Below are 21,060 nucleotides of genomic sequence, written 5' to 3' on the forward strand. Positions count from 1 at the left end.
CCCATCCCCGCACCGCACGACGAAAGGACCGCACTCCATGTCTCGTCGTACCGCTCTCGCCACCCTGTCGGCCCTCACCCTGGGCGCCGGACTCGCCGTCCTCCCCGCCCAGGCGCAGGCCGCCACCGTGGTCGTCAGCAACTCCACCGACCTGTCCAACGCCCTCAAGAACGCCACCGCCGGCACCGTCATCCAGGTCCGAGGCGGCACCTACTACCCGACGGCCACCCTCCAGTCCACAGCCAACGGCACCTCGTCCGCGCCGGTCACGTTCACCGCGTACGGCTCGGAGACCGTGAAGATCGACGGGTCGAACCTCCCGGACGGCGACTGGATCCTCAAGCTGACCGCGGACTACTGGAACGTCTCGGGCATCACCTTCCAGAACTCCCCGGACAGCGCCGTCGTCTGCCAGTCCTGCGCAGGTACCAGCTGGAACAACATCAAGACCATCAACGGCGGCGACTCCGGCTTCACCCTCACCGGCGACGGCACGGTCGACAACACCGTCCGCAACATCGACTCCTACGGCCACTACGACGCGGCCAACCACGGCGAGAACGCCGACGGCATCGCGGTCAAGTTCGGCTCCGGCACCGGGAACCTGATCACCGGAGCCCGCCTCTACAACAACTCCGACGACGGTCTCGACTTCTGGTCCTTCTCCTCTGCGGTCACCGTCGAGCACACCTGGGCCTTCGGCAACGGCGTCAACCGCTGGTCCGACCCGGCGTTCGCGGGCGACGGCAACGGCTACAAGCTCGGCGGGGACGGCGAGGTCGTCGCGCACGTCGTCAACAACTCGGCCGCCTGGGGCAACGCCGGCAACGGCTTCACCGAGAACAGCAACAAGGGCGCCGTCGTCATCAACCGCACCACCGCCTACGCCAACGCCAAGTGGGGCTACTACTTCGCCACCGGCGCGGCCAGGCTCGGCAAGAACCTCGCCGTGAGCAACGGCGGCGGCTCGGTCAACAAGGGTGGCCCGGTGGTCTCGTCCGGCAACAACTGGGACTCCGGAATCGCCACTCCCGCTTTCCGCTCGACGGACGCCTCCGGCGCCTACGACGCCCGCCAGTCGGGCGGCGCGCTGCCCCCGACCACGTTCCTGACCACGGGCAGCACCACCATCGGCGCGACGATGGACTGAGCTAGCGCCTGACCGGCCCGATGCCTTTAGTCGTAATTGGTCGCAGGCTTCACGGGTGGTGCTCCTGAGTCGGCCGTGCCCGATGGGCCGTAGATCAGCGTGAGGAGGAGAGCCAGCAGGCGGGTGGGGGATTGGGCCGGCGCTCGGCGCACGCGCGAACGCCCCGCCGGTCGTCACCGGCGGGGCGTTCCGCTCTGCCGGCCGAGGGGGGCTCATGCCGACAGGTCCAGGGGGCTCTCTCGCGCGTATGCGCTGTCAGATCGCGTACGTGATGACAGATGCCGAGAAACCGCGGGAGGTTGCTTCCGGATGGTGCTTCACGCATCTCCGTCGGTCGCCGCCGAGTCGCTGGCGTCGTGCGCCGCGAAGCCGCCCGCCACCGACAGCTGTTCGCCGCCCGCCGTGGCCGTCATCGCGTAGCTGTCGTCGCGCGCGTCCCGGCCGCCGCGCTCATGGTCGTACTGCCCCGCGAACACCCACGCGCCCTCGCGGACCGTACGGCCCTCCTTGAGCGCCCAGGTGTAGACGAGGAAGCCGTCCTTCTCCCCGACGGTCAGCGTGAAGTCCTCCTCCGGCAGCGAGCGCCACGCGCCGGCCGTGCTGACCCCGCCGGTCTGCTTGATCCTCAACCGGACCGTGAGCGCGGTGAGTTGCTCGCTCGTCCTGAGGGTCAGATTGCTCTGCGCCCAGAAGTCGTTGCTGTGCGGGTCCACCGAGCCGTCCGACCACAGGGGGCCGTCCTGCTCGCCCTTGGCCGCGGGGGGCTCGGCCGTGGCGGTCGGCTGTCGCGTCGGCGCCTCGGCCGTCCCGCGGGACTTGGGCGTCGGCGCCGGCGTCGGGTCGGCCGACGGGGCGGGCGGGACCGGGGCCCGGGTCGTCGCCTCCGGGGCCGGCGTCGGCGAAGTGGCCACCGACTGCTGCGGGGCGTCCTCCTGCACGGCGGACGCCACCGCGTACCCGCCGACCGCGAGCACTCCGGCGACCGCGGCCGTCGCGCTCACGACCCGGAACCAGCCGTACACCGGAGGGTTGGTCGCCCGGTGGTCGGTGCGGGGCTGCCCGGAGGGGGCCGCCATGCCGCGCTGGACGCGGGCCAGGAGCCGCTCGCGGTCGGGCTCGTGCGCCTCGGCCGCCTCGTGCAGCCGGGCGCGCAGTTCGTCGTGCACGTCCCGCCGCATCATCGGTTCCTTCCCGCGGCGCCCTCGGTGCGCATCATCGCCGCCGCGTGCACCTTGAGGGGAGCGCCCTGCGTCCCGAGCAGCCGTTGCAGTTCGGCCATCCCCTTCGAGGTCTGGCTCTTCACCGTACCGACCGATATCCCGAGGGCGAGCGCGGTGTCCTTCTCGGACAGGTCGAACGCGTGCCGCAGCACCACACAGGCGCGTTTGCGGAACGGGAGTCCACGCAATGCCTCCTGGACGTCGACGACGCCCGCGACGTCCGGGTTCTCCGTCTTCTCCTCGCGCTGCGACCAGAACAGGGCGACCCGCCGCCGCTCCCGGACCGCGCTGCGGATTCTGGTGCGGGCCAGATTGGCCACGACGCCGCGCGCGTACGCGACCGGATGGTCGGCCGCGCGGACCCGGTCCCAGCGGTGCCACAGCGCCAGCAACGCGTCGGCGGCCAGGTCGTCGGCGGCGTCCGCCTCACCTGTCAGCAGGTGGGCCAGGCGCGCGAGTTCGGCATAGTGACGCTCGAAGAAGGCATGGAACTCCACGGAGGCGGCGTCGTCGACGACCGTGCCCACGGACGGCCCTCCTTGCCTATGAGTGGCATGTGTATGACATGTGATCGTCCGGCGATCTTTCCGCGATCATGCTGCGAGGTCGGGAAGCGTAGCAGCGATCGAATGTCCTGTTCGTACGAGGTCTCGAACGACGTGTGGTGCGTCGCACGTGAGCAGGCCTGATTCCGTAACACGGAGAAAACCTGAAGCGCGTTCAACGCGGGAACAATCCAGCCAGCATCCGCACACCGATCAGTCAGGCAGCAAGGAGCATCCGCCATGTCCGATTCCCAGAAGGTGGCCGACCGGTCAACTGCCCCGCCGCCAGGCGTGAACAGCGTCGACCGGTTCTTCAAGATCTCCGAACGGGGTTCCACCTTCGCCCGTGAGATACGCGGCGGCTTCGCCACGTTCTTCACGATGGCCTACATCCTTGTCCTGAATCCCATCATCCTGGGCAGCGCGAAGGACAAGTTCGGCCATCAGTTGGATGCGGTCCAACTCACCACCGCCACCGCCCTGGTGGCCGCGGTCATGACGATCATCATGGGCGTCGGCGGCAACCTCCCGCTCGCCCTCGCCGCCGGTCTGGGCCTGAACGCCGTCGTCGCCTTCCAGATCGCTCCGCTGATGTCCTGGGACGACGCGATGGGCCTGGTCGTCCTCGAAGGCCTGCTGATCTGCGTACTGGTGGTGACCGGGCTGCGCGAGGCCGTCATGCACGCCATCCCGCAACCGCTCAAGCAGGCGATCAGCGTCGGCATCGGGCTGTTCATCGCCTTCATCGGCTTCGTCGACGCCGGGTTCGTCAGCCGTATCCCGGACATCGCGAACACCACCGTGCCGGTTCAGCTGGGCGGCACCGGCCAACTCACCGGGTGGCCGATCCTCGTGTTCTGCCTCGGAGTTCTGCTGACGATCGCCCTGCTCGCCCGGAAGGTGAAGGGCGCCATCCTGATCAGCATCGTGACCATGACGCTCCTCGCGATGGTCATCAACTCGGTCGCCGACATCAAGGCCTGGGGCCTGACCACACCCGCCTGGCCCGACAAGGTGGTCGACACTCCCGACTTCGGACGCCTCGGCGACTTCAGCCTGTTCGGCGCGTTCGGCGAGACCACCATTGTCACCGTCGTCCTGCTGATCTTCACGCTGGTGCTGTCCGACTTCTTCGACACCATGGGCACCGTCGTCGGCATCAGCGCCGAGGCCGGACTCCTCGACGAGCAGGGCAAGGTGCCGAACCTCGGCCGGGTGCTGCTGATCGACGGCGCCGCGGCGGCAGCGGGCGGCGCGGCCTCCTCGTCCTCGGCGACCTCCTACATCGAGTCGGCCGCCGGCGTCGGCGAAGGCGCGCGCACCGGCTTCTCCAACCTCGTCACCGGAGGCCTGTTCGCCCTGGCCCTCTTCCTGACCCCGCTGCTCACCATCGTCCCGCTCCAGGCCGCCGCGCCCGCGCTCGTCGCCGTCGGCTTCCTGATGATGACCCAGGTCAAGCACATCGACTGGGACAAGTACGAGATCGCGATCCCGGCCTTCCTGACCATCGCCGTCATGCCTTTCACCTACTCGATAACCAACGGCATCGGGGCGGGCTTCCTCGCCTACGTGGTGATCAAGACGGTGCTGGGCAAGGCGAAGGAGATCCACTGGCTGCTGTGGGGAACGTCGGTGCTGTTCCTCGTGTACTTCGCCATCAACCCGATCGAGCAGCTTCTGGGCGTCAAGTGACCGGCTAGCTCTTGAGCGCCGCCTCCATCACCTTCTTGGCCACGGGGGCGGCCAGCCCGTTGCCGCTGACCTCGGAGCGGGACGCGTTCGACTGCTCCACGATCACCGCCACGGCGACCTCCTTGCCTTCGGCCTTCCCGTACGACGTGAACCAGGCGTACGGCGTCTTGCTGTTCTTCTCGCCGTGCTGGGCCGTGCCCGTCTTGCCGCCCACCGTCGCGCCCGGGATACGCGCGTTCGTGCCCGTGCCCTCCTCGACGACCGTCTGCATCGCCGACTGGAGCTGCTCGGCGGTGTCGGAGCTGACGATCTCCTTGGTCTCCGCGCTGTCGTCGTAGTTCTCCAGGACATCGCCGCCGCCATCGGTGATCTGCGACACCATGTGCGGCGAGACCAGCTTGCCGCCGTTGGCGATGGCCGCCGACACCATGGCGATCTGCAGCGGGGTCGCGGTGACGTCGAACTGGCCGATACCGGACAGCGCGGTCTGCGGCCGGTCCATGTCGGACGGGTACACGCTGGGGTACGCCCGCACCGGGACGTCCTGCTCCTCGTCGTTGAAGCCGAACTTCTCGGCCGTCTCGCGGACCTTGTCCTGGCCCAGGTCCACGGCCATCTTGCCGAAGACGTTGTTGCAGGAGTACTGGAGCGCGACCCTGATCGAGGCGTTCTCGCAGGGCGCGTTGGGGTTCTCGTTGCCCAGGTCGCGGCTCGAGTCCGGCAGGTCGTACGGGTCCGGGCTGTCCGTCTTCTCGTCCACCGACGAATAGAGCCCGTCCTCCAGCGCGGCGGCCGCCACGACCAGCTTGAACGTCGAGCCCGGCGGCAGCGGCTGCCGCAGCGCGCGGTTCGTCATCGGCTTCTCGGGGTCCTTGGTCAGCTGCTTCCAGGCCTCCGAGTCGCCCGTGGTGATGCGCGACGGGTCGTACGACGGAGTGGAGACGACCGCGAGGATCTTCCCGGTGGCGGGGTCGATCGCGACGGCGGCGCCCTTCTTGTCGCCGAGCGCGTCGTACGCCGCCTTCTGCACATCCGGGTCGATCGTCGTGATCACATTGCCCGGGTCGGCCCGCTTGTCGGTGATCGTGTCCATCACGCTCTTCACGCGGGTGTCGCTGCCGTCGAGCAGGTCCTGGTAGATCCCCTCCAGCTGGGTCGCTCCGAACGCCTGCGAGCTGTAGCCGGTCACGGCCGAGTACAGCGAGCCGTCCGTGTAGGTCCGCTTGTACGCGAGGTCGCCGCTCTTCGTCGGCGCCGAGCCGGTGACCGCCTCGCCGCCCACGATGATGTTGCCGAGCGGCTGGCTGTACAGCGCCATCGTGTTTCGTCGGTTGTTCTTGTCGTCCGCAAGGGCCTGGCCGTCGTAGAACTGCACCCAGGTCGCCCTGACCAGCAGAGCGAACACCAGGAGCAGCGTGAAGACGGACGCCCGCCTGATCGTCTTGTTCATCCCACTCGAGAGGACGATCAGGATGGGGGCAATCGTTCCCTTGCGCCCCCCTTTCTCATCGAGCGTTCATGAAGCCCGCCTCGTACGCGGCGATCACGGCCTGCGTGCGGTCCCGCGTGCCGGTCTTCGCCAGCACCGCCGCCACATGTGACTTCACGGTGGCCGGGCCGACCTCCATCCGCCGTGCGATCTCCGCGTTGGTCAGGCCCTGCGCCATCAGCCGCAGCACCTCGCTCTCGCGGCCTGTGAGCCTTGCCACCCAGGCCGGCGGTGCGGGGTACGCGCGCGCGTGCTCGGCCGCGAGGGTGCGTACGGCCGACGGGAACAGCAGGGTGTCGGAGTGCGACACCAGCCGTACGGCCTGCACGAGGGCGTCGGCGTCCGCCCGCTTCAGCAGGAACCCGGCGGCTCCCGCGCGCAGGGCGTCGTACACGTAGGAGTCGTTCTCGAAGGTGGTGACGACGACGATACGGGGCGGTTCGTCGAGGGTGGCGAGGATCTGCTCGGTGGCCCGGATGCCGTCGATCTCGGGCATGCGTACGTCCATGAGCACGACGTCGGGTCTCCGGTCCCGTACGACGCTCACGGCCTCGGCACCGGTCGCCGCCTCGCCGACCACCTCCAGGTCCGGCTCGGCGGAGAGGATGGCGCGCAGGGCGCTGCGGACCATGCGCTCGTCGTCGGCGAGGACGACGCGGATCGTGGGGCGGGGCGTCATGGGCGTTCCCTCGGGGTCGGTGGGCAGGTCATCGGCAGCCGTACGCGCAGTCTCCAGATGCCCCGCGCCGCGACCGTTTCCGCCGGCCCCGCCTCCATCGTCCCGCCCAGCAGCCTGGCCCGGTCGGCGATGCCGCGCAGGCCGTGGCCGCCGCCGGGGCGGCAGGTGGGGGCGTGGGTCAGCGGGTTCTCCACGCTGATCTCCAGATCCCCTTCGGTGATCACGATCCGCAGGGTCGCGCTCACCCGCTCCCCGGCATGCTTCAGGGCGTTGCTCAGCCCCTCCTGCACGATGCGGTAGGCCTCACGGGACAGTACGGGCGGCAGTGCCCCGGCATCGGCGTCGACCCTGGCGGTCACACGCAGCCCGCCCGCGCGCGTGCGGTGCAGCAGGCCGTCCAGGTCGGCGCCGAGGGTGGGCGCCGGGGCCGTACCGGGAGTGCCGCCGTCCCTCAACACGCCCAGGACGGCGTCGAGTTCGCCGACCGTACGCCGGGTCGTGTCCTCGATCGCGGCGAGGGCCTCGCGGGCGAACTCCGGGTCGGTGTCGAGGATTCGGATGGCCGCGCTCGCCTGCAGGGTGACGGCGCTCAGGGCGTGGCCGACGGAGTCGTGCAGTTCGCGCGCGAGCCGGTTGCGCACGGCGAGGTCGGCGGCGCGTGCCTCGACCGCCGCGAGCCGGTCCTCCGGCGTGGGGCCGAGCAACGCGGGCGCCCAGCGGGCGAGAAGCGAGCCGCAGACGGCCGCGCAGCCGGCGAGTGCGACGAGCGTCGCCACGCCCGCGACCGGCGCGAGCGCGAGCACCCAGGTCCGGTCGAGGGCCTCGGGCAGGTCCACGAGCCGCGTGCCGCCCAGCCACACGAGCAGCGGCAGCGCGGTGAGGAAGCCGGCGAACGGCGGAACCGCCAGCGACATCCCCGAGATGATCCCGCCGAACCCGAGATGCAGCGTGAACCAGGCAGCCGCCCGCCCCTTCGCCGCCCGCGACCGGGCGGGCCCGTGAGCGAGCAGGCCCGCGTCGACACCGCACAACGACCGCACCGCCCCCGCCTCCAGGGGCCGGGTCAGCGGGAACAGGGCCGCGGTGAGGGCGGCGAGGGGCAACCCGACGGTGAAGGAGAGCAGTTGCAGGGGGAGGTCGTTGAAGACGTACCGGGAGTTGGTCGCGGGGCCGACGACGAGCTGGCCGACGAAGACGTACGGCATGGCGAGCGCGCCGCCGAGGATCAGATGGATCCAGCGCCGACGCGCCCGCCGCCCGAACAGCAACCCGAGGAACCGGCTCACGCCGTACGACGTTTCCTCCTCGCGGAGCGCTCCGCGAGGAAGTGGACGCCGAGGCAGGCGACAAGGATGCCGACGATCATCTCGCCAGCGTAGGCGTAGTTCTCCAGCGGCGTCGGGCCGTCGGCCATGTCGGTGAGCGTGGCCACCGCCAGCCAGCCCGCCCAGCACACCAAGGCCGCGGAGCCGACCCAGGCGAGGGCGAGCGGCAGCTTGACGGGCAGCGCCCGGCCGCGCCGGAAGGCGAGGAGGAAGCCACCGGTGACGGCCATGACGAGGAAGCCGGCGGACAGGACCTCCATGACGTAGAAGTCGCTGGTCCGGTCGGTGACGCGAGTCCCGTTGAGCCCGGCGGTGCTGCCGCACGCCCACAGCACGTGGGCGGTCAGGGGCAGCAGCGAGAGGACGGCGGCGGCCACGGCGATCGCCCGCTGGGCCGACCCGATGACGCCGACCGGCAGCTCCCAGACCCGGCCCTCCCACAGTCCGCCCCAGCGGTCGCGGGCGTACAGCACGAACAGGGCGCCGAGGGAGAGGCCCTGCACGATGAACCCCGTGTAGACGACGCCGTACACCCACGTGTGGAGGAACGGCTCCCCGCCGTCGTCGGTGGTGTCCAGGGTGCCGCCGAGGGCGCCCACGAGAAGCTGGATCGGGAACCCGGCCATGAGGGGTGCGAGCAGCCCGGTGGCCACCCACGCGGGGAAGGCCAGGAGCCACGCGGGCACCCGCAGCCCCCGCGGCCGGGTCAGCACCAGCGCGAGCACGATCACGGCCGTGTCCATGAGGACGGTCACGCTGTTGGCGACGGCCATGCTCGCCCGGTGCTCCAGCAGCGCGCTGCCCGCCGGGATCCCGATGTGACTCCCGGCGATCCAGGCGACCTTGAGCGAGAGATAGGGCACGCAGGAGACGATGGCGACGGCCCGCAGGGCGCGACGGGACCTGCCGGGACCGACAGCGGCGTCGGCCTCCGGGGCGGGAGCGAGTGTCTGCGTCATACCGCCACGCTCCCGCGAGAGCACCGGCCGGCGCCTCCTGCACGGCGACGATCCGTCTCCGCCTGACGGGGGAGAGGACCTCAGCCCTCCAGGTGCAGCACTACCTCGTCGATCTCCTCGCCCCGCGCGTTCGCGAAGCCCCTCGCGTGCGCGCTCACCCGGAACCCGCACTTGGACAGCACCCGCAGCGAGCCCTCGTTGTCGGCCGCCGCCCGTGCGTACAGCGGGCGTTCGGGAACTTCGGCCAGCAGCCTCAGCAGGGCGGCCGTGGCAACACCCCGGCCCCAGTACGCGCGGTCGACCCAGTAGGTGACCTCCCGCTCGCCGGGGTCCCCGTACACGGCCGCGCTGCCCACCACGTCACCGTCGGCCAGAATCGTGCGCAGGACGTCGCCCGAGGACCGGATCCGCCTCCAACGCGCGTCGAAGGCGTCCCAGTCGTCCGGATCCTTGGGGGTGAAGGCCGCCATCCGCAGGGCCTCCGGGTCGTTCAACTGCCGGTAGAAGACTGGAAGATCGCTGTCGTGCACCTCACGGAGTTCCACATCCATGGAGTCAGAGCCTACGAGTGGCCAGCGTCAGCCGGTCGCGCGCGTCGAACAGCGCGTCCTTCACCATCTGCTCGTGCGCGGGCGTCAGCCGTGCCACCGGCACCGAGCAGCTGATCGCGTCGCGGGCCGGCGTGCGGTACGGGATCGCCACGCCGAAACAGCGCAGGCCGAGGGTGTTCTCCTCGCGGTCGACGGCGAAGCCCTGGTCGCGGACCTGATGCAGCTCCTCGATGAGCTTCTCGCGGTCGGTGATCGTGTTCTCGGTCAGCGCGGGGAGCGTCTCCGGGAGCATCTTGCGGACCTGTTCGTCCGTGTAGGTGCTCAGCAGCGCCTTGCCGAGGGAGGTCGAGTGGGCCGGGAGCCGGCGGCCGACCCGGGTGAAGGGGCGCAGGTAGTGCTGGGACTGGCGGGTGGCCAGGTAGACGACGTTCGTGCCGTCCAGCCGGGCCAGGTGGATCGTCTCCGTCGTGTCGTCCGAGAGACGGTCCAGCGTCGGACGCGCCGCCGCGACCACCTCGTCGCCGTCGATGTACGAGGTGCCGACCAGCAGCGCCCGTACGCCGATGCCGTACCGCGTGCCCGTCGCGTCGGTCTCCACCCAGCCCAGCTCCACGAGCGTGCGCAGCAGCATGTACAGACTCGACTTGGGGTAACCGACGGCCTCCTGGACCGCGGCGAGGGAGTGCATACCGGGGCGTCCGGCGAAGTATTCGAGCAGTTCAACCGTCCGTACCGCGGACTTGACCTGCGCTCCGCCCCCCGTCTCGACAGCCGACATCGCCCTTGACCCCTTCGTTCGACGGGAAATAGTCTCCGAAGCATATTCATCATCAGAGACAGCGTTCAGTATATCGAACGACCCTGGTGGATGACCCAGTACTGCGGCATTACATGTGGAGGGACCCGCGGTGGCAGCAGCACCAGTCTGGAGTGTCGACCCCCGAACCGGGAAGCAGCGTGAACAGGTTGCGGTGGAGGCCACAGCCCAGGAGGTGGACGCCGCCGTCCGCGCCGCGCACGAGGCGCGCGGCTCCCTCGCCGACCGCACGGTCCGCGCGGCCTTCCTGCGCGGCGCCGCCGACCGGCTGCAGGCCGCCAAGGACCACCTCGTCGAGGCCGCCGACGCCGAGACCGCGCTCGGCCCGGTCCGCCTCACCGGCGAACTCGCCCGCACCTGCTACCAGCTGAGGGCCTTCGCGGACATCGTCGACGAGGGCGCCTTCCTCGACGTCGTCATCAACCACCCCGACGACACCGCGACCCCGCCCGTCCCGGACCTGCGCCGCTACAAGGTGTCCCTCGGCGTCGTCGCCGTCTACTCGGCCTCCAACTTCCCCTTCGCCTTCTCCGTCGCCGGCGGCGACACCGCGAGCGCGCTGGCCGCGGGCTGCCCCGTCGTCGTCAAGGCCCACCCGGACCACCCGGCGCTGTCCGAGCTGGTCGCCAAGGTGCTGCGTACGGCTGCCGCCGAGCACGGCATCCCGGCGGGTGTACTGGGCCTGGTGCACGGCTTCGAGGCCGGCATCGAGCTGATCAGGCACCCGCTGGTCGCCGCGGTCGGCTTCACCGGTTCGGTACGGGGCGGTCGTGCCCTCTTCGACGCCGCCGCGGCCCGTCCCGTCCCGATCCCCTTCCACGGCGAGCTGGGCTCCCTGAACCCCGTCGTGATCACCGAGGCCGCCGCCGCCGAGCGGGCCGAGGCCATCGGCACGGGGCTGGCCGGCTCGATGACGCTGGGCGTCGGCCAGTTCTGTGTGAAGCCCGGGCTCGTGCTCGCGCCGAGCGGTGCGGCCGGTGACCGTCTGCTGAAGTCGCTCACGGACGCCGTCAGTGACACCGAGGCGGGCGTCCTGCTGGACCACCGGATGCGGGACAACTTCATCTCCGGGGTCGCCGAGCGCACCGAACTGCCCGACGTGGAGTCGCCGGTGACGCCGGGGGCGGGCGGGGAGCACACGGTCAGCGCCGGGTTCCTGACGGTCGCGGCCGAGAAACTGACCGCCGAGGGGGCGCACGACCTGCTCCTGGAGGAGTGCTTCGGGCCGGTGACGGTCATCGTCCGCTACGACGACGACGCCGAGGCCCGGGCCGTGCTGTCCCGGCTGCCGGGCAACCTCACGGCGACGGTTCACCTGTCGGCCGAGGAGGCGGCGGGCGAGGGACGCGGCGCGGAGATCCTCGCGGAGCTGACGCCGCTGGCCGGTCGCGTGCTGGTCAACGGGTGGCCCACGGGTGTCGCGGTGGCGCCGGCCCAGCATCACGGCGGTCCGTACCCGGCGACGACCTCGACGTCGACTTCGGTGGGCGGCACCGCGATCGAACGGTGGCTGCGGCCGGTCGCCTATCAGGGCGCGCCCGAGGCGCTGCTTCCCGCGGAGCTGCGGGACGACAACCCGCTGGGGCTGCCCCGGCGGTTCAACGGCACGCTGGAGCGCTGAGCGCTTCGCTGGGAGCGCCGGGGGATTCGGCCGTCGTCGATCTGCGGCGCCGTCGTGGCTGGCCGCGCAGTTCCCCGCGCCCCTGAAGGCGTGGCGGCGCCGCCGGCGTTCGGGGGTCAGTTCGTGTCCGCCTCCAGGCCCGCGTCCCGGGCCAGGAGGGCCGCCTGCACCCTGTTCTCGCAGTCGAGCTTGGTCAGGATGCGGCTGACGTACGTCTTCACGGTGGCCTCGCTCATGTGCAGGCGGGCCCCCGCGTCCGCGTTGGACAGGCCCTCGCCCAGCAGGGCCAGGACCTCGCGTTCGCGTGCGGTCAGGTCGGCCAACCGCCGGCGGGCCTCCTCGCCGCGCGCTGTGGCGGCGGGGGAGGCGAGGGTGTCCACGACGTGCTTGGTGGCGGCCGGGGACAGATAGGCGTTGCCGGCCGCCGCCGCGCGCACCGCGTGGATCAGCTCCTGCGGCGCGGAGTCCTTCAGCAGGAAGCCCGCGCCGCCGTGGCCGAGGGCCCGCAGGACGTTGTCGCGCTCGCCGAACGTGGTCAGGATCAGCGCGCGTACCCCCGGCGCGGCCCGGCCGAGCTCGGCCAGCGCGGTCAGTCCGTCCATCACCGGCATCTGGATGTCCAGCAGGGCCACGTCGACCGCGGTGCTCCGGGCGGTCTCCACCGCCTCCCGGCCGTCCGCCGCCTCGGCGACGACGTCGATGTCGTCGGCAGAGGTGAGGATCATCCTGATGCCGGCCCGGATGAGCGGCTCGTCGTCGGCGACGAGGACCCGGATCACGCGGCCTCCTGCACGGTGTCGGTGTGATGAGTGGATGGCGGAGCCCCGCCATCATGCCCGATCCGGTCACCTGTGCGACCTGGTTGCCGCCGTTCAGATCTCGTCCTTGTAGGACTCCTTGGCGACCAGCTTCCCGTCGCGGAAGCAGAACCGGTAGACGATGTCGTCGTCGATGTCCAGATAGTGACGGCACGCCGCACCCTCGGGCAGCGGCGGGCCGTTCTTCTCCTGGCCCTCGGTGAGCAGGGAACTGCCCTCCGGCAGCTTGGCCTTCACGTCCTTCTCGGCGTCGCCGACCTTCGCGGACTTGTACACCTTCGCGGATATGGTGCCGCTCTCCACCTCGTCGAACAGCGCCATCAACCCCCAGGCCCCGAGGGCGAGAACGCCCACGACGAGGACGACGGAGGTGACGGCACAGCCGAGGGCGACCTTCTTCTTGCTGCTCATGATGGCGGCGAACTCCCCTTGCGGATCGGATCGGTCGATGACCGCTCCACCGTCGCCCGCCGCGCCCCCGCCGAACTGCCCCCGAAAGTCGTCGTCCGGGGCGACGGAGGTCGCGCCGTCCGGGCGGGGCCCGGTCTCGCCACCGCCGTAGGGCAGCACACCGGCGAGGCGGAAGCCGCCGTCGGGGCCGGGGCCGGTGTGCACCATGCCGCCGACCAGCCGTGCCCTCTCCCGCAGGCCCGCCAGGCCCTGGCCGCCGCTCACCGCGGGCGGGGCCGCCGGCGCCCCGGCCGGCACGGGCCCGTTGGCCACCTCGACCACCAGGCTGTCCGGTTCATAGCGCAGGGCCACCGTGATCGGGGCGCCCGGTGCATGCTTGTGCGCGTTGGTCAGGCCCTCCTGGGCGATGCGGTACGCCGCGTGGTCGGCGGCGGGCGCCAGGGGACGTACGGTGCCGGACCGGTGCAGCTCGATCGCCGCGCCCGCGGCCCGCGACGCCTCGACGAGACCGTCGACGGCGGCCGCCACGCGGGCCGTCGGAGGCTCGGCGTCGGTCTGGTCCGGCCGCTGCCCGGCCGGCGCCTCGACGCCGTCCCGCAGGATGCCGACCGCCTCGCGCAGCTCCTGCATCGCCGCCCTGGAGGCCTCCCGGAGGATGCCCACCCCTTCACGCTGCCGTTCGCCCAGTTCCGGGTCCACCTCCAGCGCCCCGGTGTGCACGGCGATGAGGGCGAGCTGGTGGCCGAGGCTGTCGTGCATGTCCTGGGCGATGCGCTGCCGTTCGAGGAGGCGGGCCTGCCGCGCCACCATCGCCTGCTCGCGCACCAGCTGGGTGTTGTGCCGCCGCAGGGCGTCGAGCAGCGCGTGACGCTGGGCGCGATAGCGGGAGGCGAGCCCCGGCACGATCACCATCGCCAGAAACGTGCCCGCTGCCAGCGCGGCCGTCATGAGCAGCGACAGCTGGAACTCCTCGCCGGCAGCGCTGTGGGCGCCCACAGCGAGGTAGAGGACGAAACCCGCGGCGTACGCGGCCACCGCCCGCCCGGGACGCATGATGCGGCTGCCCGCCGACCAGCTCGCGTACATCAGCAGCGGCGCCGCGCCGCCCACGGCCCCGGCCATGGCCGACGAGGCGAGCAGCACCGTCGCCGGCAGCGAGCGGCGGGCCAGCGACAGTACGGCGACGGCCAGGGCCACGGCGACGCCCCGCGCTCCGAATCCGGCATCGCCGTCGAAGAGGCCCGCCGTTACGGAGAGCACGACGGTGAGCACGACCTCCCCGATGATCCGCTTACGGGGCCACGGGGAGGCGGCGACGAGCCGGGCGCGGAGCGGGCGGTCGGTACGGGGTATCACTGCTACGTCCACGCGCAGACGATAGACAGCCGCCGGCGGGGCCCGCATCCGCCCTTCGGCGCACCCGCGAACGACGAAAGTGAACACCCCGCCCCCGGCGCAGCCGTCATCTTTGGTCGCTGCGGACGACGACTTACGGAGACTGCCCCGGGCCGCATCGCGCGGTGAGGCTGGATCCGCCGGACGACGGAGCCGGCGGCAGGGACCACCGGCTCGGGGAGCGGAACAGTGGACAGTGCGCGACGGCAGGCGAACGAGCGTTTCACCATCCGGCAGAAGACCACCTTGATGATCAACCGGTATGTGGTGGCCGAGACGCTGCCCGACGGCTCCGAAGGCCGGGTCCTGGCCTTCGCCGAGCAGAAGCGGATGACGCTCAAGGAGCGGATGACCTTCTACACCGACGAGTCCAAGAACCGCGTCCTGTTCACGGCCCAGGCCCGTCAGGTCCTCGACGTCGGCGCCGTCTACGACGTGCGGGACGCGGCGGACAACCCCGTCGGCACGTTCCGCAAGAAGTTCGCCGCCTCCCTGCTGCGCTCGACATGGGAACTGGACCAGCCGGGCTCGGTCGCCGCCGTCGGGCGGGAGCGCAACCGGGTCGTGGCCGTGCTGCGCCGGGTCTGGGAGCTGCTGCCGCTCGACCTGGTGCCGTTCGTGTGGCCGTACCACTTCGACTTCACCTCGGGCGACAAGCAGGTGATGAGCGTGGACAAGAAGATAGGCCTGCGCGACCGGTATCTCGTCGACGTGGCCTCGCCCGATCTCGACCTGCGCCTCGCCATCGCCCAGGCCGTGGCCCTGGACGCACTCCAGTCGCGCTGACCGGGACCCCCCTGGGGCCCCCGCGGCCGCGCCCCGCCTGGAAGAATCCCGCCATGGACCTGAAACTCCCCGAACTGCCTTTCCCGCTGCGCACCTACGGCCCCGACGGCCACTGGTCCTACGAGGACGGCATGCTCTCCGGCTGGGCCGGTGCCCGGCAGGACCGTTTCGTGCCGCCCACCGGGGAGGCCCTGGACGCCGCCTCCGACGCGCCCCGGCTGCTCGGGGCGCCCGAGGGCGACTTCCAGCTGATCGCCCGCGTCACCGTCGGATTCGCGGGCGCCTTCGACGCCGGGGTGCTCTACGTCCACGTCGGCGCGCGGGCCTGGGCCAAGCTGTGCCTGGAGTACTCCCCGGACGTGCCCACCGTCTGCACGGTCGTCACCCGGGGCCACTCCGACGACGCCAACTCCTTCACCGTGGAGGGGAGTTCGGTGTGGCTGCGGGTGAGCCGGACCGGCCGTGCCTTCGCCTTCCACGCCTCCCGCGACGGCGAGCGGTGGACCTTCGTCCGCCTCTTCACCCTCGGCGACGAGGAGGAGACCGGCGCGGCCCTGGTCGGCTTCATGACGCAGTCGCCGATGGGGGAGGGGTGCGTGGTGACCTACGACCACCTGGAGTTCAGGCCCGACTGGCCGAAGGACCTGCGAGACGGAAGCTGAGCAGACCCGTCACCGCGAGCAGGGCCGCGCTGATGCCCAGGCTCAGCCGCATCCCCGCCACGAACCCGTCCGAGATCAGCGCCCCGAAGACGGCGATGCCCAGCGCTCCGGCCATCTGCCGCGCCGCGTTGAGCACGCCGGCCGCCAGGCCCGCCCGTTCGGCGGGTACGGCGTCCATCATCGCCGCGGTGAGCGGCGGCACGGTCAGCGCGCAGCCCAGCGCCATGGGGACGAGGAGCAGGGCCACCAGCGTCGGAGGCGTGTCCGCGTCGACGTACAGCATCGCGAGCAGGCCCGCGACGGCCAGGCCCTGCCCCACCAGCATGGGCAGCCGGGCGCCGTGGCGTCCCGCGAGCTTGCCCGCCAGCACGTTCGTCACGGCGATCAGACCCGTCATCGGCAGGAACATCAGCCCGGCCTGGAGCGCCGAACGGCCCTGTACCTGCTGGAAGAAGAGCGAGAAGACGAACACCATGCTGTAGAAGGCCACGCTGACCGCCGCGCCCGCGGCGACCGCCACCGCGACCGTCCGGTTGCGGAACAGGCTCAGCGGGACGACCGGGTGCGGGTGACGTGCCTCGACCCGGAGGAACGCCACCACCGCCAGCACGGCCACCGCCAGCGCCGCCCAGCCGGCCGTTCCGCCCTCGATCACCGCGAACGTCAGCGCCGTGAGCGCCACCACCGCCGTCACCTGGCCGGGCAGGTCCAGCGGTGCCGGACGGCGCTGCGAGCGCGGGGCCCGCACCAGCAGCACGAGGATCAGCGCGCCGACGGGAAGGTTGACGAAGAAGATCCCGCGCCAGTCCCAGGCCGTGGTCAGCACACCGCCCGCCACCGGGCCCAGCGCCACCGCAGCCGACCCGCCCGCCGCCCACACCGCCACCGCACGGGCGCGCCGCGCCGGATCGGCGTACGCCTGCCGCACCAGCGCCAGCGAGGCCGGGAGCACGACGGCCGCCGCCATGCCCTGCACCACCCGCGCGCCGATCAGCGCCGGCAGGTTCGGCGCCAGACCGCAGGCCGCCGAGGCGAGCGTGAACACGGCGGCGCCGATCGCGTACGCCCGGCTCGCCCCGACCCGGTCCGAGAACGCGCCGGTGGACAGCATCAGCGCGGCGAACGCCAGCGTGTAGGCGTCCACGACCCACTGGAGCCCGGACATTCCGCCTCCGAGGGAGGAACCGATCGCGGGCAGGGCCACGTTCACGATGGACGCGTCGAGGCAGACCAGCGCGAAGCCGAGGAGGCCGGCGGTGAGGGTGAGCGCGGACGAGGGCCTCTTGGGCCCCGACGCGCCGGGGGACAGGGCGAGTTCATCGCCCGTGAGGGTCTGGTTCGTGGACATGCCCTCCATGCTGCGGATCCACGCCGTCGTAGAGTAGTGGCCAAAATGCCATGCTCCCGGAGGTTCTGGCCATGCACCAGTCGCGTGCCCCGCACCGCATCGCCGTCGTCGCACCGTCGCCGGTCTCGATGTTCAACCTCGCCATCCCGGAGATGCTGTTCGGCAAGGTCGAGGTGGCCGGGCGGCCGGGCTACGAGGTGGTCGTCTGTGCGGCCGAGCCGGGACCGGTGCCCACCAGCGGAGGGCTCGACCTGTACGTACGGCACGGACTCGACGCCGTGCGCGAGGCGGACACCGTGCTCGTCGCCGGGACCGGGGAACCCTTCGAGCCGGAGTCGCGGATCGTCACCGCCGTCCGCGACGCGGCCGACGCCGGCAAACGCATCGCGTCCCTGTGCACCGGCGCCTTCCAACTCGCCGAGGCGGGCCTGCTGCAGGGGCGCCGCGCCACCACGTACTGGGCACACGCCGAGGAGCTGCGCCGCCGCTACCCGCACGTCGACCTGCGGGGCGATGTGCTCTACGTGCAGGACGGGCCGTACCTCACCTCGTCCGGCTACGCCGCCGGCATCGACCTGTGCCTGCACATCATCCGCACCGACTACGGCGCCGCCGTCGCCAACGAGGTCGCCCGGCGTGCCCTCGTCGCGCCCGTGCGGCCGGGCGGCCAGACCCAGTTCACGCAGACCCCGCTGCCGCCCGAGCGCGGCAACGCCTGCGCCGACACCCGCGGCTGGGCCATGCGCAACCTCGACAAACCGCTCACCCTCACCGACCTGGCCCGTCACGCCGGCGTCAGCGTCCGCACCCTCACCCGCCGGTTCCACGCCGAGAGCGGAGTGAGCCCGCTGCAGTGGCTGCTCCATCAGCGCATCGAGCGCGCCAAGGAGCTGCTGGAGACCACCGCCCTGCCCATGGACCAGGTGGCCCGCGCCTGCGGGCTGGGCACGGCCGACTCGCTGCGGGGGCATCTGGTCCGCCGTACCGGATTGACGCCGAGCGGCTACCGGGCGCAGTTCAGCCGGCTCGCCACCGCGGGCGTGGCCGGAACCGAAGCCGCCGGGGTCACGTCCTCGGTTGCATGATCGGTGACAGAGTGACCGCGGCCCGGGTGATCCGTACCGTCGTGCCCGCCGAGGCGGAGGCCGTCGCCGCCCTGCACGCGCGCGTCCGGGCGGCGTACCACCCGGACGGCATCCCGGAGGAGGGGACCGAGTCGTCCGCCGCGTGGTCCGCCGCCATCGAGCGGCCCGAGGGTCATGTGCTGTGCGTGGTCGAGCAGGGCCGGATCGTCGCCGTCGCGTCCTTCCGCACCCCCGAGGGCACGCCCGCCGACACGGTCAAGCTGTTCCAGTTCCATGTCGACCCCGACCGCCGGGGCCGTGGCGTCGGCACCGCCCTGCACGCGGCCTGCGTGGAGGAGTGGCAGGCCGACGGCATGCGCACGGCCGTGCTGGACGTGCACGTGGACAACCGGAGTGCGCAGACCTTCTACGCCGGCCGGGGCTGGCTGCCCGACCCCGACGACCCGCCCGCCGAGGGCGACCGGCGCCTGAACCTGCGGTTCTGCGTGACCGGGGAATGAACCCCGCTGCTTGAACGTTCAGCCAGTCTGCGGAGGGTGTCTCCGTTTCCGTCCGACCTGGAGAGAGCCACAGACATGCGCGTCGAGATCTGGAGCGATATCGCCTGCCCTTGGTGCTACGTGGGCAAGGCCCGCTTCGAGAAGGCGCTTCAGGCCTTCCCGCACCGCGAGCAGGTCGAGGTGGTGCACCGCTCGTTCGAGCTGGACCCCGGGCGTGCCAAGGGCGACATCCAGCCCGTGATCACGATGCTCACCAGGAAGTACGGCATGAGCGAGGCGCAGGCCCAGGCCGGCGAGGCGAATCTCGGCGCGCAGGCCGTCGCGGAGGGGCTCGACTATCGCACCGAGGGCCGCGACCACGGCAACACCTTCGACATGCACCGGCTCCTGCACCTCGCCAAGGAGCAGGGCAAACAGGACGCACTGATCCAGATCTTCTACCGGGCGAACTTCGCCGAGGAGCGGTCCGTCTTCGCCGAGGGCGAGGAGCGGCTCGTGGAGCTGGCTGTCGCCGCCGGCCTCGACGCCGACGACGCCCGCAAGGTCCTCGCCGACCCGGACGCCTACGCCGACGAGGTCCGCGCCGACGAGCGCGAGGCCGCCCAGCTCGGCGCCACCGGGGTGCCGTTCTTCGTCCTCGACCGCAAGTTCGGCGTCTCCGGCGCCCAGCCCGCCGAGGTCTTCGAGCAGGCGCTCACGCAGGCTTGGGGCGAGCGGTCGCCGTTGACGCTGATCGACCAGGGCGACGCGGACGCATGCGGTCCGGATGGCTGCGCGGTGCCGCAGCACTGACCGAACGCGCAGGTCAGGGCCGATCCATAAGCGTCGCTTGGCGAAACCACGTAAAGAATCGCAATGGACCGAGAGGTGCCGAGGGCTCAGAGTGGAGCCATGGAGACCTTCGAGACCCTCGTCCGTGCCGAGTTCGCCCCGAAGAACGTCTATCTCAACACCGCGAGCAACGGCCTGCTGCCGGCCCGCACCGTGACGGCCGTGCAGCAGGCCGTGCGGATGCGGGCCGAGGGCACGCCGCTCGGCCCGCTGTACGAGGACGTGGAGGCCGTCCGCGCCTCCTTCGCCCGGCTGGCAGGCGTCCCCGTCGAGCGGGTCGCGACCGGGGCCTCGGTCGCCGAGTACGGCGGGCTGATCGCCGCCTCGCTACCGGCCGGAGCCGAAGTCCTCACCGCGGAGGCCGACTTCGCCTCCCTCGTGAACCCCTTCCACATGCGCGGCGACCTCAAGGTGCGCGCCGTCCCGCTGGACCGTCTCGCCGAGGCCGTCCGCCCGGACACCGCGCTCGTCGCCGTCAGCTCCGCGCAGTCCGCCGACGGCCGCGTCGCCGACCTGCCCGCGGTGTGCGCGGCGGCCCGCGCACACGGGGCGCGCACCTATGTCGACGCCTCTCAGTCGGCCGGATGGCTGCCGATGGAGGCCGGTGAGTACGACTTCCTCGCCGCCGTCGGCTTCAAGTGGCTCATGGGCCCGCACGGAGCCGCGTTCTGCGTCGTCCCCGAGGACTTCGGCGGGCTGACCCCGCTGCTCGCCGGCTGGGTCGCCGGCGAGGTCCCCTGGGACAGCTGCTACGGCCCCGTCGAGAACCTCGCCCACTCCGCACGCCGCTTCGACATCAGCCCCGGCCTCTTCACCTTCGCCGGGCTGCGCACCTCCCTGGAGCTGATCGAGGAACTCGGCGTGAGCGCCGTCCAGGCCCACGACCTCGCCCTCGCCGACCGCTTCCGCGCGGGACTCGCCACGCTCGGCCACGCACCGGTGCCGGCCCCCGGCTCGGCGATCGTGTCGGTGCCAGGACTCGGCCACCGCCAGACCGAGTTGAGCGCGGCCGGCATCCAGGTCTCCGACCGCGCGGGCAACCTGCGCGCGGCCTTCCACCTCTACAACACCCCGGAGGATGTCGACCGGTTGCTGGACGTCCTGTCTTCCTGAACCACGGGCCCCTCGGGACGGCGCAGCCGCTCAAGGGGCGCGGGGACCGCGCGATTAGCCACG

General features: G+C 71.6%; 20 protein-coding genes. 9 read left to right on the forward strand and 11 right to left on the reverse strand.

Annotated features, from left to right (window positions below):
- Positions 1-37: 37 nt before the first annotated feature.
- On the forward strand, positions 38-1,150 hold the full coding sequence (locus tag ACZ7L5_RS09390) for a right-handed parallel beta-helix repeat-containing protein (RefSeq protein ID WP_471515665.1): 1,113 nt from the start codon (positions 38-40) through the stop codon (positions 1,148-1,150).
- 317 nt (positions 1,151-1,467) lie between these two features.
- Here ACZ7L5_RS09390 and ACZ7L5_RS09395 read toward each other — a convergent pair whose 3' ends face one another.
- Together ACZ7L5_RS09395 and ACZ7L5_RS09400 are read right to left on the reverse strand one after the other, a co-directional pair.
- Positions 1,468-2,331: a hypothetical protein gene (locus ACZ7L5_RS09395; protein WP_471515667.1), complete on the reverse strand. Its 864-nt coding sequence runs from the start codon at positions 2,329-2,331 to the stop codon at positions 1,468-1,470.
- On the reverse strand, positions 2,328-2,897 hold the full coding sequence (locus tag ACZ7L5_RS09400; protein ID WP_471515669.1) for a SigE family RNA polymerase sigma factor: 570 nt from the start codon (positions 2,895-2,897) through the stop codon (positions 2,328-2,330). Before ACZ7L5_RS09400 ends, ACZ7L5_RS09395 begins: the two co-directional genes overlap by 4 nt.
- 258 nt (positions 2,898-3,155) lie before the next feature.
- Here ACZ7L5_RS09400 and ACZ7L5_RS09405 point away from each other — a divergent pair, with 258 nt between their 5' ends.
- Positions 3,156-4,607, forward strand: coding sequence for an NCS2 family permease (locus tag ACZ7L5_RS09405; protein ID WP_471515671.1), 1,452 nt, complete (start codon positions 3,156-3,158; stop codon positions 4,605-4,607).
- 4 nt (positions 4,608-4,611) lie between these two features.
- Here ACZ7L5_RS09405 and ACZ7L5_RS09410 read toward each other — a convergent pair whose 3' ends face one another.
- From ACZ7L5_RS09410 to ACZ7L5_RS09435, 6 genes are all read right to left on the reverse strand, one after another.
- On the reverse strand, positions 4,612-6,057 hold the full coding sequence (locus ACZ7L5_RS09410) for a peptidoglycan D,D-transpeptidase FtsI family protein (RefSeq protein ID WP_471515673.1): 1,446 nt from the start codon (positions 6,055-6,057) through the stop codon (positions 4,612-4,614).
- Positions 6,058-6,112: 55 nt separating this feature from the next.
- Entirely contained in the window at positions 6,113-6,775 is a 663-nt protein-coding gene (locus ACZ7L5_RS09415) for a response regulator transcription factor (protein ID WP_471515675.1), read from the reverse strand.
- Complete coding sequence (locus tag ACZ7L5_RS09420) at positions 6,772-8,061, reverse strand: sensor histidine kinase (protein WP_471515677.1); 1,290 nt, start codon at positions 8,059-8,061, stop codon at positions 6,772-6,774. The genes ACZ7L5_RS09415 and ACZ7L5_RS09420 overlap by 4 nt, the downstream gene beginning before the upstream one ends.
- Entirely contained in the window at positions 8,058-9,059 is a 1,002-nt protein-coding gene (locus ACZ7L5_RS09425; RefSeq protein ID WP_471515679.1) for a hypothetical protein, read from the reverse strand. The genes ACZ7L5_RS09420 and ACZ7L5_RS09425 overlap by 4 nt, the downstream gene beginning before the upstream one ends.
- An 80-nt stretch (positions 9,060-9,139) precedes the next feature.
- Positions 9,140-9,610 carry a GNAT family N-acetyltransferase gene (locus ACZ7L5_RS09430; protein WP_471515681.1) on the reverse strand — a complete coding sequence of 157 codons (471 nt, stop codon included), beginning with the start codon at positions 9,608-9,610 and terminating at the stop codon, positions 9,140-9,142.
- Positions 9,611-9,614: 4 nt separating this feature from the next.
- Complete coding sequence (locus tag ACZ7L5_RS09435; protein ID WP_328882487.1) at positions 9,615-10,388, reverse strand: IclR family transcriptional regulator; 774 nt, start codon at positions 10,386-10,388, stop codon at positions 9,615-9,617.
- Between the two features lie 130 nt (positions 10,389-10,518).
- Between ACZ7L5_RS09435 and ACZ7L5_RS09440 the strand changes: the two genes are divergently transcribed.
- A complete protein-coding gene (locus ACZ7L5_RS09440; protein WP_471515684.1) occupies positions 10,519-12,048 on the forward strand; it encodes an aldehyde dehydrogenase (NADP(+)) in 1,530 nt (509 codons plus the stop codon).
- A gap of 116 nt (positions 12,049-12,164) precedes the next feature.
- Here ACZ7L5_RS09440 and ACZ7L5_RS09445 read toward each other — a convergent pair whose 3' ends face one another.
- Together ACZ7L5_RS09445 and ACZ7L5_RS09450 are read right to left on the reverse strand one after the other, a co-directional pair.
- Entirely contained in the window at positions 12,165-12,827 is a 663-nt protein-coding gene (locus tag ACZ7L5_RS09445; protein ID WP_471515686.1) for a response regulator transcription factor, read from the reverse strand.
- Positions 12,828-12,920: 93 nt separating this feature from the next.
- A complete protein-coding gene (locus tag ACZ7L5_RS09450; protein WP_471515688.1) occupies positions 12,921-14,681 on the reverse strand; it encodes a sensor histidine kinase in 1,761 nt (586 codons plus the stop codon).
- Positions 14,682-14,861: 180 nt separating this feature from the next.
- Between ACZ7L5_RS09450 and ACZ7L5_RS09455 the strand changes: the two genes are divergently transcribed.
- On the forward strand, positions 14,862-15,458 hold the full coding sequence (locus tag ACZ7L5_RS09455) for an LURP-one-related family protein (protein WP_365062241.1): 597 nt from the start codon (positions 14,862-14,864) through the stop codon (positions 15,456-15,458).
- 53 nt (positions 15,459-15,511) lie between these two features.
- Positions 15,512-16,120 (forward strand): DUF1349 domain-containing protein, encoded by a 609-nt coding sequence (locus ACZ7L5_RS09460; RefSeq protein WP_471515691.1) that lies wholly within the window; start codon positions 15,512-15,514, stop codon positions 16,118-16,120.
- On the opposite strand, the gene ACZ7L5_RS09465 is transcribed toward ACZ7L5_RS09460, so the two are convergent.
- Entirely contained in the window at positions 16,080-17,468 is a 1,389-nt protein-coding gene (locus ACZ7L5_RS09465; protein ID WP_471515693.1) for an MFS transporter, read from the reverse strand. The two genes, ACZ7L5_RS09460 and ACZ7L5_RS09465, sit on opposite strands and share 41 nt — an antisense overlap.
- A 71-nt stretch (positions 17,469-17,539) precedes the next feature.
- Here ACZ7L5_RS09465 and ACZ7L5_RS09470 point away from each other — a divergent pair, with 71 nt between their 5' ends.
- The 4 genes from ACZ7L5_RS09470 (at position 17,540) to ACZ7L5_RS09485 (ending at position 20,997) form a co-directional block, all read left to right on the forward strand.
- Positions 17,540-18,553, forward strand: a complete 1,014-nt coding sequence (locus tag ACZ7L5_RS09470; RefSeq protein WP_471515695.1) for a GlxA family transcriptional regulator — start codon at positions 17,540-17,542, stop codon at positions 18,551-18,553.
- Positions 18,550-19,053: a GNAT family N-acetyltransferase gene (locus ACZ7L5_RS09475; protein ID WP_471515697.1), complete on the forward strand. Its 504-nt coding sequence runs from the start codon at positions 18,550-18,552 to the stop codon at positions 19,051-19,053. The genes ACZ7L5_RS09470 and ACZ7L5_RS09475 overlap by 4 nt, the downstream gene beginning before the upstream one ends.
- A 75-nt stretch (positions 19,054-19,128) precedes the next feature.
- On the forward strand, positions 19,129-19,845 hold the full coding sequence (locus ACZ7L5_RS09480; RefSeq protein ID WP_471515699.1) for a DsbA family oxidoreductase: 717 nt from the start codon (positions 19,129-19,131) through the stop codon (positions 19,843-19,845).
- Positions 19,846-19,944: 99 nt separating this feature from the next.
- A complete protein-coding gene (locus ACZ7L5_RS09485) occupies positions 19,945-20,997 on the forward strand; it encodes an aminotransferase class V-fold PLP-dependent enzyme (protein WP_471515700.1) in 1,053 nt (350 codons plus the stop codon).
- The last annotated feature ends 63 nt before the right edge of the window (positions 20,998-21,060 follow it).

The sequence above is a fragment of the Streptomyces sp. NPDC107528 genome, from assembly GCF_055639295.1.

What these genes read in the sequence shown, in the direction of transcription:
- ACZ7L5_RS09390 (WP_471515665.1), top strand. Translation starts at nt 38, where the DNA reads ATGTCTCGTCGTACCGCTCTCGCCACCCTGTCGGCCCTCACCCTGGGC.
- ACZ7L5_RS09395 (WP_471515667.1), bottom strand. Translation starts at nt 2,331, where the DNA reads ATGATGCGGCGGGACGTGCACGACGAACTGCGCGCCCGGCTGCACGAG.
- ACZ7L5_RS09405 (WP_471515671.1), top strand. Translation starts at nt 3,156, where the DNA reads ATGTCCGATTCCCAGAAGGTGGCCGACCGGTCAACTGCCCCGCCGCCA.
- ACZ7L5_RS09410 (WP_471515673.1), bottom strand. Translation starts at nt 6,057, where the DNA reads ATGAACAAGACGATCAGGCGGGCGTCCGTCTTCACGCTGCTCCTGGTG.
- ACZ7L5_RS09415 (WP_471515675.1), bottom strand. Translation starts at nt 6,775, where the DNA reads ATGACGCCCCGCCCCACGATCCGCGTCGTCCTCGCCGACGACGAGCGC.
- ACZ7L5_RS09425 (WP_471515679.1), bottom strand. Translation starts at nt 9,059, where the DNA reads ATGACGCAGACACTCGCTCCCGCCCCGGAGGCCGACGCCGCTGTCGGT.
- ACZ7L5_RS09430 (WP_471515681.1), bottom strand. Translation starts at nt 9,610, where the DNA reads ATGGATGTGGAACTCCGTGAGGTGCACGACAGCGATCTTCCAGTCTTC.
- ACZ7L5_RS09435 (WP_328882487.1), bottom strand. Translation starts at nt 10,388, where the DNA reads ATGTCGGCTGTCGAGACGGGGGGCGGAGCGCAGGTCAAGTCCGCGGTA.
- ACZ7L5_RS09450 (WP_471515688.1), bottom strand. Translation starts at nt 14,681, where the DNA reads ATGCGGGCCCCGCCGGCGGCTGTCTATCGTCTGCGCGTGGACGTAGCA.
- ACZ7L5_RS09460 (WP_471515691.1), top strand. Translation starts at nt 15,512, where the DNA reads ATGGACCTGAAACTCCCCGAACTGCCTTTCCCGCTGCGCACCTACGGC.
- ACZ7L5_RS09465 (WP_471515693.1), bottom strand. Translation starts at nt 17,468, where the DNA reads ATGTCCACGAACCAGACCCTCACGGGCGATGAACTCGCCCTGTCCCCC.
- ACZ7L5_RS09470 (WP_471515695.1), top strand. Translation starts at nt 17,540, where the DNA reads ATGCACCAGTCGCGTGCCCCGCACCGCATCGCCGTCGTCGCACCGTCG.
- ACZ7L5_RS09475 (WP_471515697.1), top strand. Translation starts at nt 18,550, where the DNA reads ATGATCGGTGACAGAGTGACCGCGGCCCGGGTGATCCGTACCGTCGTG.
- ACZ7L5_RS09480 (WP_471515699.1), top strand. Translation starts at nt 19,129, where the DNA reads ATGCGCGTCGAGATCTGGAGCGATATCGCCTGCCCTTGGTGCTACGTG.
- ACZ7L5_RS09485 (WP_471515700.1), top strand. Translation starts at nt 19,945, where the DNA reads ATGGAGACCTTCGAGACCCTCGTCCGTGCCGAGTTCGCCCCGAAGAAC.